Source organism: Sphingobium sp. KKT206, from assembly GCF_055640555.1.
The window spans coordinates 1966556-1980425 of record NZ_CM145764.1; the positions used below are offsets into that span (position 1 = coordinate 1966556).

Annotated in this window: 16 protein-coding genes; 6 read left to right on the plus strand and 10 right to left on the minus strand. The window is 64.6% G+C overall.

Annotated features, from left to right (window positions below; genetic code table 11):
• The first annotated feature begins 69 nt into the window (after window positions 1-69).
• Complete coding sequence (locus ACZ2HM_RS09310) at window positions 70-870, plus strand: TrmH family RNA methyltransferase (protein ID WP_470425098.1); 801 nt, start codon at window positions 70-72, stop codon at window positions 868-870.
• Between the two features lie 163 nt (window positions 871-1033).
• A complete protein-coding gene (locus ACZ2HM_RS09315; RefSeq protein ID WP_470425099.1) occupies window positions 1034-2305 on the plus strand; it encodes an MFS transporter in 1272 nt (423 codons plus the stop codon).
• An 85-nt stretch (window positions 2306-2390) separates the two neighbouring features.
• On the opposite strand, the gene rplS is transcribed toward ACZ2HM_RS09315, so the two are convergent.
• The 9 genes from rplS to ffh are packed head-to-tail and all read right to left on the minus strand — an operon-like array spanning window position 2391 to window position 8438.
• A complete protein-coding gene (gene rplS / locus ACZ2HM_RS09320) occupies window positions 2391-2759 on the minus strand; it encodes a 50S ribosomal protein L19 (RefSeq protein ID WP_037479649.1) in 369 nt (122 codons plus the stop codon).
• Between the two features lie 6 nt (window positions 2760-2765).
• Window positions 2766-3503: a tRNA (guanosine(37)-N1)-methyltransferase TrmD gene (gene trmD, locus ACZ2HM_RS09325; RefSeq protein WP_037479647.1), complete on the minus strand. Its 738-nt coding sequence runs from the start codon at window positions 3501-3503 to the stop codon at window positions 2766-2768.
• Window positions 3500-3772 (minus strand): hypothetical protein, encoded by a 273-nt coding sequence (locus tag ACZ2HM_RS09330; protein ID WP_470425100.1) that lies wholly within the window; start codon window positions 3770-3772, stop codon window positions 3500-3502. The genes trmD and ACZ2HM_RS09330 overlap by 4 nt, the downstream gene beginning before the upstream one ends.
• Before the next feature lie 46 nt (window positions 3773-3818).
• Window positions 3819-5312, minus strand: a complete 1494-nt coding sequence (locus ACZ2HM_RS09335; RefSeq protein ID WP_470425101.1) for a serine hydrolase domain-containing protein — start codon at window positions 5310-5312, stop codon at window positions 3819-3821.
• A complete protein-coding gene (locus tag ACZ2HM_RS09340) occupies window positions 5312-5683 on the minus strand; it encodes a PIN domain-containing protein (RefSeq protein ID WP_470426827.1) in 372 nt (123 codons plus the stop codon). The genes ACZ2HM_RS09335 and ACZ2HM_RS09340 overlap by 1 nt, the downstream gene beginning before the upstream one ends.
• On the minus strand, window positions 5683-5952 hold the full coding sequence (locus tag ACZ2HM_RS09345) for an AbrB/MazE/SpoVT family DNA-binding domain-containing protein (protein ID WP_043154881.1): 270 nt from the start codon (window positions 5950-5952) through the stop codon (window positions 5683-5685). Before ACZ2HM_RS09345 ends, ACZ2HM_RS09340 begins: the two co-directional genes overlap by 1 nt.
• A 33-nt stretch (window positions 5953-5985) precedes the next feature.
• Window positions 5986-6480, minus strand: coding sequence for a ribosome maturation factor RimM (gene rimM, locus ACZ2HM_RS09350; protein ID WP_470425102.1), 495 nt, complete (start codon window positions 6478-6480; stop codon window positions 5986-5988).
• 5 nt (window positions 6481-6485) lie between these two features.
• Window positions 6486-6935: a 30S ribosomal protein S16 gene (gene rpsP / locus ACZ2HM_RS09355; RefSeq protein WP_037475913.1), complete on the minus strand. Its 450-nt coding sequence runs from the start codon at window positions 6933-6935 to the stop codon at window positions 6486-6488.
• A gap of 42 nt (window positions 6936-6977) precedes the next feature.
• Window positions 6978-8438 (minus strand): signal recognition particle protein, encoded by a 1461-nt coding sequence (ffh, locus tag ACZ2HM_RS09360; protein WP_037475915.1) that lies wholly within the window; start codon window positions 8436-8438, stop codon window positions 6978-6980.
• A 456-nt stretch (window positions 8439-8894) separates the two neighbouring features.
• Here ffh and ACZ2HM_RS09365 point away from each other — a divergent pair, with 456 nt between their 5' ends.
• Window positions 8895-9641: an SGNH/GDSL hydrolase family protein gene (locus ACZ2HM_RS09365; protein WP_470425103.1), complete on the plus strand. Its 747-nt coding sequence runs from the start codon at window positions 8895-8897 to the stop codon at window positions 9639-9641.
• 189 nt (window positions 9642-9830) lie between these two features.
• Window positions 9831-11228, plus strand: a complete 1398-nt coding sequence (locus ACZ2HM_RS09370) for an amino acid permease (protein ID WP_037475916.1) — start codon at window positions 9831-9833, stop codon at window positions 11226-11228.
• 3 nt (window positions 11229-11231) lie between these two features.
• On the opposite strand, the gene ACZ2HM_RS09375 is transcribed toward ACZ2HM_RS09370, so the two are convergent.
• Window positions 11232-11522, minus strand: coding sequence for a HigA family addiction module antitoxin (locus tag ACZ2HM_RS09375; RefSeq protein WP_037475917.1), 291 nt, complete (start codon window positions 11520-11522; stop codon window positions 11232-11234).
• Between the two features lie 188 nt (window positions 11523-11710).
• Here ACZ2HM_RS09375 and dapF point away from each other — a divergent pair, with 188 nt between their 5' ends.
• Entirely contained in the window at window positions 11711-12511 is an 801-nt protein-coding gene (gene dapF, locus ACZ2HM_RS09380; RefSeq protein WP_470425104.1) for a diaminopimelate epimerase, read from the plus strand.
• Entirely contained in the window at window positions 12511-13824 is a 1314-nt protein-coding gene (mtaB, locus tag ACZ2HM_RS09385) for a tRNA (N(6)-L-threonylcarbamoyladenosine(37)-C(2))-methylthiotransferase MtaB (protein ID WP_037475922.1), read from the plus strand. The genes dapF and mtaB overlap by 1 nt, the downstream gene beginning before the upstream one ends.
• The last annotated feature ends 46 nt before the right edge of the window (window positions 13825-13870 follow it).

The following is a 13870-nucleotide window of genomic DNA, read 5'->3' on the forward strand; positions in this document are numbered from 1 at the left end:
CCTCTGTCCTTTTGTTGTTTCCGTCGATAGAGAAGCCCATTCCTTGGGCAATTGGGACGTCGAGCAACCGTGGCACGCGAAATCACCGGATTTTCAAACCCGCTGGTGAAGCGTGTCCGATCCTTGCGCGAAAAGAAGTTCCGCAAGGCCGAAGGCCTGTTCTTGGCCGAAGGGCTACGCATCCTGACTGAAGCGCGGGAGGAAGGCGTGCTGCCTGAAATGCTGTTCCACGCCGGGTCCACCCACCCGCTGGCGGCCGAGCTGATCGCGGCGATGGAAGCGGCGGGCGGCGACGTCATCGAAACCAGCGCCGACATCCTCTCCAAGATCAGCGGCAAGGATAATGCCCAGGCCGTGGTCGGCGTCTATCGCGACCGGCTGACGCCCCTGGATGCGCTCGATCGCACCAGGGCCGACATCTGGATCGTCGCGCAATCGCTGCGCGACCCCGGCAACCTCGGCACCATCTTGCGCACCGGCGACGCGGTCGGCGCAGGCGGCCTCATCCTGATCGACGATTGCGTCGACCCCTTCTCGGTCGAATCGGTCCGCGCCTCCATGGGCGCGCTCTTCACCCAGACGATCACCCAGGCGCGCTGGCCCGAATTCATGACCTGGCTGCGCGCCGGCCCCGGCGAACTCATCGGCACCAGCCTCAAGGCAACCCATGACTATCAGGAACCGCGCTACCAAAGCCCGTCCTTCCTGCTCGTCGGCAATGAAGCGCAGGGCCTGCCCGAAGCCTATGAAGCGGAATGCGACCTGCTGGTGAAGATGCCCATGCTGGGCAAAGCCGACAGCCTGAACGCGGCCGTGGCGACGGCGGTGATGGCCTATGAACTGCTCAACCAGAAACGGCGACGATCATAACGGTACGCAACATACAATCCTCCCCTGTAAGGGGAGGGGGACCGGCGCAGCCGGTGGAGGGGTGTCACCCTATCGAGAGGGCGACACCCCTCCGTCAGGGCTACGCCCTGCCACCTCCCCTACCAGGGGAGGATTTTGGCAAGAATAACAGAGGGGGCATGATATGGCGGAACTGAGCGGCGTTGGGGAAATGTGGCGGCACAAGCGCGTGCTGACGGCCAGCCTGGTCGGCACGGCGGTCGAATTTTACGACTTCTACATCTACGCTACCGCCGCCAGCCTGATCTTCCCGGCGCTCTTCTTCCCCTCCTCCTCGCCCACGGCGCAGTTGATGGCCTCCTATGGCAGCCTGGCGCTTGCTTTCTTCGCCCGGCCGCTGGGTGCCGCTGTCTTCGGCCATTATGGCGACCGCGTCGGGCGGAAGGTAACGCTGGTCACCTCGCTGATGCTGATGGGCGGCTGCACGCTGGCCATCGGTTTCCTCCCCACCCATGCGCAGATCGGCTGGTGGGCGCCGCTCATCCTGTGCCTGCTGCGCTTTGGCCAGGGGCTGGGCCTGGGCGGCGAATGGGGCGGCGCGGCGCTGCTGGCGGTGGAAAATGCCCCGCCCGGCTGGCGCGCGCGCTTTGGCATGTTCCCGCAACTGGGCGCGCCGGTCGGCTTCATCGCCGCAAACGGCCTGTTCCTCATCCTGGGCACGATCCTGACCGAAGAGGAATTTTTCGCCTGGGGCTGGCGCCTGCCCTTCCTCGGCAGCGCGGTGCTGGTGTTCCTTGGCCTCTGGGTCCGCCTGAAACTCACCGAAACTCCGGAATTCGCTGCCGCCCAGGCCGAAGCGCCGCCGCACGCCATGCCGCTGGCATCGCTGTTCAAACATCATCTGGGCGCCGCGATCGCGGGCACCTTCGCCGTCGTCGCCTGCTTCGCCATCTATTATATCGCGACCGCCTTCTCGCTCGGCTACGGCACCACCACGCTCAAGATCGACCGCAGCGATTTCCTCTCGATCCAGCTCGGCGCGATCCTGTTCATGGCGCTCAGCATCCTCATTGCAGGTTGGTGGGCGGACAAGACCAGCCCGACCCGCGTCCTCGCCTGGGGCTGTGTCGGCACGGTCTTCATGGGGCTGATCTTCGGCCCGATGATGGGCGCGGGCACGCTGCTGCCGATCTTCCTGATCCTCAGCCTCGCTCTGTTCCTGATGGGCTTCGTCTATGGGCCATTGGGGGCCTATCTCCCCGCCCTCTTCCCGATCCAGCTCCGCTACACAGGCGCGTCCTTCGCCTTCAATCTGGGCGGCATATTGGGCGGCGCGCTCGCCCCGATCGTCGCCACCTGGCTGATCGCGGTCCAGGGCGTCGAATTTGTCGGCCTCTACATGTCCGCCGCCGCCGCGATCAGCCTGGCCGGCCTATGGTGGACCAGCCGCCGCTAATCCGCCGTCAAAGAAAAAGGGCGGCGCTCCCGATGGAGCGCCGCCCTTTTCTGTTTCTACGCTATCCCGTGGGACAGCCGAAGGATCAACCCTCGGTGCGCACGTCGCGACGCTCGGCGATGCGAGCGCGCTTGCCGGTGCGGCCGCGCAGATAATAGAGCTTCGCACGACGCACCACGCCACGGCGGACGACGGTGATCGAATCGATGTTAGGCGAATAGAGCGGGAACACGCGCTCCACGCCTTCGCCGAACGAAATCTTGCGCACGGTAAAGTTCGAACCCATGCCCTTGTTCGAACGCGCGATGCACACGCCTTCGTAATTCTGGACGCGGCTCCGTTCGCCTTCGACGACCTTCACGCCGACGCGCAGCGTGTCGCCGGCGCGGAATTCGGGGATTTCTTTGCCGAGGGCGGCGATGTTTTCCGCCTCGATCTGCTGGAGGATGTTCATGAAACGTCAGTCCTTCAAGTCGCGTTGCGCACCAGAGGGCGACTGGACCCGAACGCCGCTGTGACGTTCCCAAAGGTCCGGCCGCCTTAGCCGTGTATCATCGACCGCCCTTTGTTTCCGCCAGGCAGCGATCTTCGCATGATCCCCCGATCGCAACACCTGCGGGATCGTGCGCCCCTCCCATTCGACCGGTCGGGTATAGTGCGGATATTCGAGCAGCCCCGTTTCAAAGGACTCCTCGACTCCGCTGGAAGCCGCGCCCATTACACCGGGAAGCAGCCGGACGCAAGCATCGAGCAGCAGCAGCGCGCCCATCTCGCCGCCCGACAATATGATGTCGCCCATGCTGACCTGCTCGATCGGCCGGGCATCGAAAATCCGTTCGTCAAACCCTTCGAACCGGCCGCACAGGATCGTCGCGCCCGGCCCCTCCGCCAGTTCACGCACCCGCGCCTGCGTGATCGGCACCCCGCGCGGCGTCATGGCAAGGACGGGCAGGTCCGGCCGCCGCTCCAGCGCATGATCGACCGCCTTTGCCAATATGTCGGCGCGCAGTACCATCCCCGCGCCACCGCCCGCAGGCGTATCGTCCACGGTGCGATGCTTGTCGGTCGCAAAATCGCGGATGTGGATAGGATCGCAGGCCCATTTCCCCTCGGCCAGCGCGCGCCCTGCCAGCGATACACCAAGCGGCCCCGGAAACATCTCCGGGTAGAGCGTCAGGACTTGCGCGGTAAAGCTCATCGCCGCCGCGCCCGCATCTTGGCGGCGGACCAGCCCCCGCCGAGGCACAATGCCCCGCACAGCAGCAGCGTCAGGCCGATCATGCGCAACAGGTCGGCAAAAGGCCGCTCAGGATGGATGAGGCCGGGCAACAGCACCAGCAGCGGCACCGGGCAGACCAGCGCCACCGCAGCCGCGATCTTGATACCGCGCGACCAGCCAAGGCCGAACAGTCGCCAGCCAGCGGCCAGCATGGCGATCAGATAGAGGGCAGTGAATATCTGGGGCATGTCTCGCGCTTAGGCGATGCCAGCCGCAGCGTCCAGACGGCTGCTGTCAGGGCGCCCGCACCGTAAAGGACAGTTCCTGTATCTGCGCATCGGGCGTCGGCGCGAGCAGGATCGTGCCCGCCACCCGCCCGCGCTCGCACGTCCAGGTGAATCGCCCCGCCAGAGCGCCGGTCGCGACGATCGGCGCGTCGCTGGCACATGCCCCGACCTCCTGCTTCACCGCCGCGATCCTTTTACCCCATTGCGCCGCATCATGGTCCATCAGGAAATTCATCGCCAGCCGATCGCGCGCCGCCAACACATCGCCCGCCGCATAGATGCGCCCCGCCGCTGCGTAACCGTCCGCCAGCAACTCCGACACCGGGATCGTCCGCGCGATCAACGCCCCCGCCTTGTGCAGCGCCACCGCCGCGTCCCAGGCCGGGCCACTGCCACCATTATAAGTACGGTTGGTGAAGACGAAGATGCCCACGCCATGGTCCGGCATCAGCATGACATGGCTGCCATAGCCCGGATAACCCCCACCATGCGCCAGCGTCAGCCCCAGGTCGCAATCCTGCGCCACCCGCATCGCAAAGCCATAGGCCGCCGCCTGTCGGCACGCCGTCGCCCCGCTCACGCCGTTGCGCTGGGCGACCGCCATGAAATTGCTCCCCTGCGCCAGCATCCGCACGGACGCGCGCATCACCGGCCCCGTCTCCGCGTCATCGCGGGCGGGCCAGGCGGACAGCAGAAAGGCGACCCAGCGCGCATAGTCGTTGGCGCTGGTCTGCAAGCCCCCCATCGCCCCGAACGCCCCGTCCGCCATGGTCGGCTCGACGCTCCATCGCCCGTCCTCCCAACGATGGCCCATCGCGCGCTGCTCAACCGGCCATTCGCTGACCTGATAGCCGCTCGACGTCATGCCGAGCGGGGCCAGCAAGCGACCTTCCACATAGCGGCGATAAGGCTGACCCGACACATTGGCGACGATCCGCCCCAGCAGCGCATAGCCGAAATTGCTATATTCATAACGCGTGCCGGGCGTGGTGCTGAACGGCACGCCCGTTTGCAACATCCGCGTAAAGTCGGCTTCGGGCAAAGGCGTCTGCCGATCGCCCCAAGGATTATCGTCCACCAGACCGGCACTGTGCGTCAAAAGGTCTCGGATACGGATACGCGGACTGTCCTTGGTCGGATAGGTCCAACCCCGCATTTCCGGCACATGGGTCTCGGCCAGATCATCGAGGCCGAGCTTGCCCTCGTCCCGCAATTTCAGGATGGCGAGCGCCGTGAAAGCCTTGGTCATCGACGCGATCCGAAACAGGCTGTCGGGCGTAACGGCCCGCTTATGCACCAGATCCTGCACACCCAGCCCCTTCACATGGACCAGCTTGCCATCGGCCACGATCCCATAGACCAGTCCCGGTGCCCGACTATCCACCTGAAAATCGGCAAACAACCGATCGATCTCAGGAATGGCTGCGGCGATCTTCTGCGCGTCGGCGGCATGGGCAACGCACGGAATGACGGCGAGGAGCAAGAGGAGAAAATATCGCATCAATGCGTCCAGTCTTCCACGCGCAAACCGGGGATATCCTTGAAATCGGCAAGATTGCGCGACACCAGCGCCGCATCGAGGGACAAGGCATGGGCGGCAATGAGCCGATCGAAACTACCCCGCCTGAATGGCATGGCGGCATAGGCTCGCGCCGCAGCTTCATCAAAAGGCAGGATGCCCACTTCCGAGACGAAGGCAGCCAGCGCGTCCGATGCCGGCGGCTTACCCTGCATCGTACCATAGGCCAATTCGGCATAGGTGATGGAAGAGATGAAGAGACTGCCCGCAACCTGGTCGGCCATGCGCGCGATCAATGCGGGATAGACGCCGGTAAAGACGTAGATGCAGCTATTGGTATCCAGCAGCCGCATCACGCCCCGGACGCATCCCGGCCGAGCAGGTGCCAATCGCGCGGAGAATCGTCAAAATCCTCGCGCGGCAAGGGTTCCAGCCACGGGGCCTTGCCCGCGAACTTGCTGACGTCGATCTTGCGCTCACTATGCGCGGGTTCGAAGCTATATTTGCCCTGCTCTTCACGCAGGGTCATTTCCGCGCCCTCTTTCAGACCAAGGGCCTTGGGCAAGCGCAATGCCAGGCTGTTGCCAGACTTGAAGACCTTGGCCTTATATTCCGCGCTCATGGCAATGCCCTTCGTATATACTCACTGTATATACTACTCCACAAACAGCGCGTCAATCACCGCCCGCTCCGCCTCCAGCGTCACCGCATGCATCGGCGCCATAAAACGCTTGCCGGGCTTGCCCTCGACCGATGGCCGCTGCACTTCAACAATATCTCCCGCGCCGAAATTCTCGATCGCGATGATCTCGCCCAACGCTTCCCCCTCGCTCGAAACGCAAGGCAGGCCGATAATGTCGGCATGATAATATTCGCCCTCGGCCAACGGCGGCAGGGCGGATCGCGGGACGGTCAGCGCCGTGCCGCGCAGGGCTTCGGCCGCGCCGCGATCGCCGATCTCGGCAAAGCGGGCGACCGCGCCATTGGGGCCGGGGCGCACCGACTTCAACGTCAATGTGCGCCCCGCCGCATCGAAACTGCCATAGGCTTTGAGGCTCTCGGCCCCTTCGCCAAACAGCTTGAGACGGACTTCGCCCGCCACCCCATGCGCCCCGACGATCGCGGCGAGCGTGACGGGCTTGTCCGTCAAGACAATCAGCCCTCGGCCTGTTCGGTCGCGGCATCCTCGGCGGGAGCCTCTTCAGCGGCAGGCGCTTCGGCAGGAGCCTTGGCGGCTTCTTCCGCAGCAATGCGGGCTTCTTCGGCTTCGGCCAGCTTGGTCGCACGATCTTCGGCGCGATCCTTGGCCTTCTGACCCGGCACGGCCTTGTTCGGGTTGTTGCGGACGATCCGCTCCTTCACGCCGGCGGCGTCGAGGAAACGGGCAACGCGGTCGGTCGGCTGCGCACCAGCGGCAACCCAATGCTTCGCACGCTCGACGTCCAGGATGACGCGCTTTTCGTCGCCCTTGGGCAGGACGGGGTTGTAGCTGCCGATACGCTCGATGAACTTGCCATCACGCGGCGCGCGGCTGTCGGCCACGACGATACGATAATAGGGACGCTTCTTGGAACCACCGCGCGAGAGACGAATGGACGTTGCCATGGAACTTAACCTTTCTATACTAAATCAAACTATTGAAATTGCTTATTTCTTCATGAAATTCTGAAAGCCCGGCGGCAATTTGGGCATGTTACCGCCCAGTCCGCCCAGGCCCGACAGATCAGGCCCACCAGCCCCATCGGGTCCGCCCAGGCCACCCATGCCGCCACCGGTGAACATCTTGGCCAGCCCCTTGAGGCCGCCCATTTTGCGGATCTTCTTCATCGCACCTTCCATCTCCTGATGCATTTTCAGGAGGCGGTTGACGTCCTGCACGGTCCGCCCGGCGCCCTTGGCGATGCGGATCTTGCGCTTGGCGTTGATCAAGGCGGGGCGTTCCCGCTCCTTGGGCGTCATCGACCCGATCATCGCGTCGAGATGGATCAGCGTCTTGTCGTTCGCGCCGCTATTGGCCATCGCCGCCTGCGCCTTCTTGAGGCCCGGCAGCATCCCCGCCAGCGCGCCAAGGCCACCCATGCGGCGCATCTGGTTAAGCTGCGCGCGCAGGTCGTTCATGTCGAACTGACCCTTGGCCATCTTCTTGGCGAGCTTGTCCGCCTCGTCCGCGTCGATGCTCTCGGCGGCCCGCTCGACCAGCGAGACGACATCGCCCATGCCCAGGATGCGCTGCGCCACGCGCTGCGGATGGAAAGGCTCGATCGCGTCGAGCTTTTCGCCCGTGCCCGCAAACTTGATCGGACGGCCGGTAACCGCCCGCATCGACAGCGCCGCACCACCGCGCGCATCGCCGTCCATCCGGGTCAGCACAACACCGGTCAGCGGCACCTGCGCGGTGAAATTCTGCGCGACATTGACCGCATCCTGGCCGGTCAGCGAATCGACCACGAGCAGGATTTCGGCAGGGCTGCTCGCGTCAGCGACAGCCTTCATCTCGTCCATCAGCGCCTGGTCGACATGCAGACGCCCGGCGGTATCGAGCATCACCACGTCGAAGCCCTGCAGCTTCGCCGCCTGCAGCGCGCGCTTGGCGATATCGACCGGCTGCTGCCCGGCGATGATCGGCAGCGTCGCGACATCGCATTGCGTGCCCAGCACGGCCAACTGCTCCTGCGCGGCCGGGCGCTGGACGTCGAGCGACGCCATCAGCACCTTCTTGCGCTCACGCTCTTTCAGGCGCTTGGCGATCTTGGCGGTCGTGGTCGTCTTGCCCGACCCCTGCAGGCCAACCATCATGATGACGGCGGGCGGCGCCACGTCGATCATCAGGTCCGACGTTTCGGACCCCAGCGTTTCAGTGAGCGTGTCGGAAACGATCTTGACGACCATCTGCCCCGGCGTGACCGACCGCAGCACGTCGCTGCCGACCGCGCGTTCGGTGGCCTGATCGACGAACTGGCGCACGACCGACAAGGCGACGTCGGCTTCGAGCAGCGCGATTCGCACCTCGCGCATCGCGGCGCGGACATCGTCCTCCGTGAGCGCACCACGCCCCCGCAGTTTATCGAATACCCCACCCAGACGATCGCTCAGCGAATCGAACATCATCACCTCAATTGGGCCAAAAGGCCCGGAAAACAGCAGCTACCCTGCCAAAACGACAAAATCGCCGGTGGGCGAAACCTCGCCAACCAGCGTCCATACAAAACGCCTGGTGCATCCTGTTTTCAGGATGCGCGCTCAATGGATGTGTCAGGGACCGAACGGCAAACCGCCCGATTGCTGCTTGGCCCTATAAAAGAAGGCATCGGGAATGGCAAGCGGCCTGCCCCCAACAGCGGCGCACAAGGTAGCGCTGCCGATTATAGCGTGCCCGTTGTGCCGTGAAGGCTTTGGGCTATAGCGCGTCATACCAGATACATGCGGAAGTACGATGTGATGAAACTACACTCATCCTTACCCTTATCCGTCCTTGCCTTGTGCCACACAATGCTGCTGGCGGCTTGTGCCACGGGCGGGGACGGCAGGGTCGCGTCGCTGTCATCAGGTGCCCGTTATGTCGCCATGGGCAGTTCGTTCGCGGCCGGGCCGGGCATCTCGCCCCCGTTGGCGGAAACCCCCGCGCGCTGCGCCAGATCGGCACGGAATTACGCGCATCTGCTCGCCACCAGTCTCAATCTCGCGCTGACCGATGTGAGTTGCAGCGGCGCGACCACCAAACATCTGCTGGGACCATGGGGAGATCTGCCGCCCCAACTGGGCGCGCTGACCCCCGATACGAAGCTGGTGACGATCACGATCGGCGGCAACGATGTGGGCTATATCGGAAGCATCGGGTCTGCTTCGTGCCGCAGCTTTCCCACGCCTCCAGCCAATGCACCGGGCGGAAAATGTCCGCAAGCGCCGCAAACGTCGGAAAGCGACTGGACGGGGCTGGATGCATCGCTGCGACGCATCGTGGCTGAAGTACGCCGCCGGTCACCTGATGCGCGGCTGATTTTCGTCGATTATGTCACGGTCCTTCCACCCGCCAACCCATGTGCCGCCGTGCCGCTGTCCAAAGAACAGATGGAGGCAGGTCGGCAAATAGCGAACCGCCTTGCCAGATTGACGCAGCAGATCGCGACAGAAACGGACGCCGAAGTTCTTCCCGCCTCCTCTCTTTCGCGCGATCATAGCGCATGCAGCGACGATCCGTGGATCACCGGCTTTCCCTTGCCGGGGCAGCCTGGCTTCGTCCCCCACCACCCCAATGCGCGCGGCATGGCAGCGATCGCCCAAGCGCTGCACAACCGGCTCAAGCCTGCATAGGCAGGACGGTTCGGCGATGCCGTTGACATGTATTGCTGTCCTATCTGCACTTGAGCCCCTATGCTGCCCCGCGTCTCGTGCGCTCTACGCCCCGACTTTCCGATAGGATCAAGGCCGCGTAATTTTATGTCGAAATCTGCGGGAAATGTGCGAAGCTAAGGGCGACAAGATGAGGGGAGCCTGAGACACATGAGTTGGACACGCCGCAAGTCGATCGAAGCGATGACGCCGACGGGGGATCAGCATCGCCTGGCCCGCACCCTGTCCTGGCCGCATCTGCTGGCGCTGGGCGTCGGCGCGATCGTCGGCACCGGCATCCTGACGCTGATCGGCGTCGGCGCGGATCGTGCCGGGCCTGCCGTCCTCCTCTCCTTCGCCATAGCAGGCGCGATCTGCGCCTGCGCCGCGCTCGCCTATGCCGAACTTTCGACCATGATGCCCGCCGCGGGCAGCGCCTATAGCTACTCCTATGTGGCGCTGGGCGAGGGCATCGCCTGGATCGTGGGATGGAGCCTCATCCTCGAATATAGCCTCGTCGTTTCCACCGTCGCGGTCGGCTGGTCGGGCTATGCCGCGCCGCTGCTGACCGGGATCGGCTTTCCGCAGGTGTTGACGCAAGGGCCGGAACTGGGCGGCTTCGTCAACCTGCCCGCCATCTTCATCATCGCCGTGGTCGCGGGCCTGCTGATGCTCGGCACGCATGAAAGCGCGCGCCTCAACAGCATCCTCGTCCTCATCAAGATCGCGACCTTGAGCCTGTTCGTCTGGGTCGCCCTGCCCGCTTTCGATGCGCAGAATCTTGAGCCGTTCATGCCCTTCGGCTTCGCCAAGGATATGGGACCGGACGGGGTCGAGCGCGGCGTGATGGCAGCGGCCGCGATCATCTTCTTCGCCTTCTACGGCTTCGACGCCATTTCGACTGCGGCGGAGGAAGCCAAGAACCCGGACCGCGACCTCGCCATCGGCATCGTCGGCTCGCTGATCGTCTGCACCCTGATCTATGTCCTGGTCGCCGCCGCCGCGATCGGGGCCATGCCCTTCACCCGCTTTGCCGACAGCCCCGAACCGCTCGCGCTGATCCTGCGCGAAATGGGTCGCGGAGAGGTGGCGCGGATCGTCGCCATCGCCGCCGTCATCGCCCTGCCGACCGTGCTGCTGGGCTTCCTCTACGGCCAGAGCCGCATCTTCCTGGTGATGGCGCGCGATGGCTTCCTGCCGCAAAGCCTCGCCAAAATCTCCAAGCGCGGTACCCCTGTGCGCATCACCATCGTCACTGCCGTCTTGGTCGCCATCATCGCGGGCCTCCTCCCCATCGATGAGATCGCCGCCCTCGCCAACGCAGGCACCCTGATCGCCTTCACCGCGGTCGGTGCCTGCCTCCTAGTCCTGCGCCGCCGCAGCCCCGACCTCCGCCGCCCCTTCCGCACGCCCGCCGCCTGGTTCGTGGGGTTAGGCGCGATCGCCGGTTGCGCCTATCTGTTCATCAGCCTGCCGACGGGCACGATCTTGGCGTGTTTCGGGTGGAATGCGCTGGGGCTGGTCGTGTATTTTCTGTACGGGCAGAAGCGGGCGACTGCCGCTGGATAACGATCAAGCCGCGAGCGGTTTGACCTCCAGCCCATCGGCATGACCCCGCGCCACAGCCAAGTCATGGCGCATCCGCATCAGCGTATCCGCGTCGATGCCGAACAGCTTTTCGAAGCGGATCGCCATGTCTGCCGTCAACACCTGTCGCTGGTTCAGCAATCGGCTGACCGTCTGGCGCGTTACCCCCAGATGATCGGCCAGATCACCAACCTTGAGGCCCTTTGTTTCGACCAGTTCCGTCTTGATCCTGTCGCCGGGATGAACCGCCAGCGAAGCGTGCATCTTGAGCGCCATTATTGACCTCCCCCTTCCGTTCGGGCTGAGCTTGTCGAAGCCCTTTACTGAAAGCTATCGTTACTCGATTTCCAGACACCCGTGACATCATGAAATAGAGACCGCCTTCGACAAGCTCAGGCTGAACGAAATGAAGGGGAATGCCTCTGCTCTGGCCTTTTCCCGCCCCACCCCCTACATGCGCCGCCATGGGACGCTTCTCGAAAATGCATGGCTTGGGCAACGACTTCGTCGTGATCGACGCGCGCAGCAACGCGATCGAGATGACCCCGAATCTCGCCCGCGCCATTGCCGATCGTCATGCCGGGATCGGCTGCGACCAACTGATCCTGATCGGCAATGCGCCCGACGCGGACGTGTCGATGCAGATTTTCAACGCGGACGGCAGCGAGGTCGAGGCTTGCGGCAACGCCACCCGCTGCGTGCCCTTGTTCGTCGGCCGCGACGTGTCGATCCGCACCAAGGGTGGCCTGCTCGAAGCCAGGGCCGTCGATGGCGGCGTGAGCGTCGACATGGGCGCGCCGCGCTTCGCATGGGACGCGATCCCGCTCGCCTACCCCATGGACACGCTGACCATGAGCGCGAGTTGGGAAGACTTGCCTGCCCCCGCCGCGGTCAATGTCGGCAACCCCCATGTCATCTTCTTCATGGACGCTTGGGACGGTGTGAACTTCGAGCGGCTCGGCCCGCTCATAGAGACCGACCCGCTCTTTCCCGCCCGCATCAACGTCAATTTCGCGCAAGTCATCGCCGACGATCATATCCGCCTGATCGTGTGGGAACGCGGCGCTGGCCTCACCCGCGCCTGCGGCACCGGCGCCTGCGCCACCGCCGTCGCCGCGATCCGTCGCAAGCTGGTGCGCGGCCCCGTGACCGTGAGCCTGCCCGGCGGCGATCTGGTCATCGACTGGGCACCGGGCGGCACGATCCGCATGACCGGCCCCGCCACCCATGTCTTCGATGGCGAGGCTGACTGGGCGCGTTTCTGATGAGCGGTCCCGCCATCATCACCATGGGCTGCCGCCTCAACATTGCGGAGAGCGAGGCGATCCGTGACCTGGCGCAGGGGCAGGACAACCTGATCGTCGTCAATAGCTGCGCCGTCACCGCCGAAGCCGTGCGTCAGACCCGCCAGGCCATCCGCCGCGCCCGACGCGAGCGGCCCGATGCGCGGATCATGGTGACCGGCTGCGCGGCGCAGACCGAGCCGGAGACCTTCGCGGCGATGGCCGAAGTCGATGCGGTGATCGGCAACCGGGAGAAGCTAGAGGCGGAAACATACCAACGTCCGTTCGCTTCGAGCGAAGTCGAGAAGCGCTTCTCTACTTCGCTCGAAGCGAACGGAGCTTTTGGAGCGATGCCCAAAGTCCGTGTCGCCGACATCATGGCCGTGCGCGACACTGTGCCGCATATGGCGTCCGCCTTTGCCGACCATGCCCGCGCGTTTCTGGAGGTGCAAAATGGCTGCGACCATCGCTGCACCTTTTGCATCATCCCCTATGGCCGGGGCAACAGCCGCTCCGTCCCCGCAGGCGCAGTGGTGGACAAGGCCCGCGAACTGGTCGCGGCGGGCTATCGCGAAATCGTGCTGACCGGCGTCGATGTCACCAGCTACGGCCCCGACCTGCCGGGCAGCCCGTCGCTTGGCTCCTTGGTCGAGCGCATCCTGACCAGCGTCCCCGATCTCCCCCGTCTGCGCCTTTCCTCGATCGACAGCGTGGAGATAGACGACCGGCTGTTCGACCTGATCGCCCACGAACCCCGGATGATGCCGCACCTTCACCTCTCGCTTCAGGCGGGCGATGATCTGATCCTCAAACGGATGAAGCGCCGCCACTGTCGCGCCGATGCCGTCCGCATCGTTGAACGGCTCAAGGCCGCGCGCCCCGACATCAGCATCGGCGCGGACATCATCGCGGGATTCCCGACCGAGGAGGATGCGATGTTCGAACGGAGCCTGGCGCTGATCGCCGACTGCGACATCGTCCATGGCCATATCTTCCCTTATTCGCCGCGCACCGGCACGCCCGCCGCGCGGATGCCGCAGGTCGATCGCGCCACCATCAAGGCCCGCGCCGCCCGCCTGCGCGCGGCCTGCACGACCCGACGCGAAGCCTGGCTGCACAGCCTGATCGGCACCACCCAGTCGGTGCTGGTCGAACGCAGCGGACTGTCGGGCCATGCCGAAAATTTCGCCCCCGTGCGCTTCGCGTGCGCCCAAACGCCGTCGACCATCGTGGCCACCCGCATCACAGGGCTTGAGAAGGACACGCTGATCGCGCAAGAGGCGGTTCAAGAATGACGCTCTTTTTTCCGTCATTCCCGCGCAGGCGGGAACCCATTTCCCA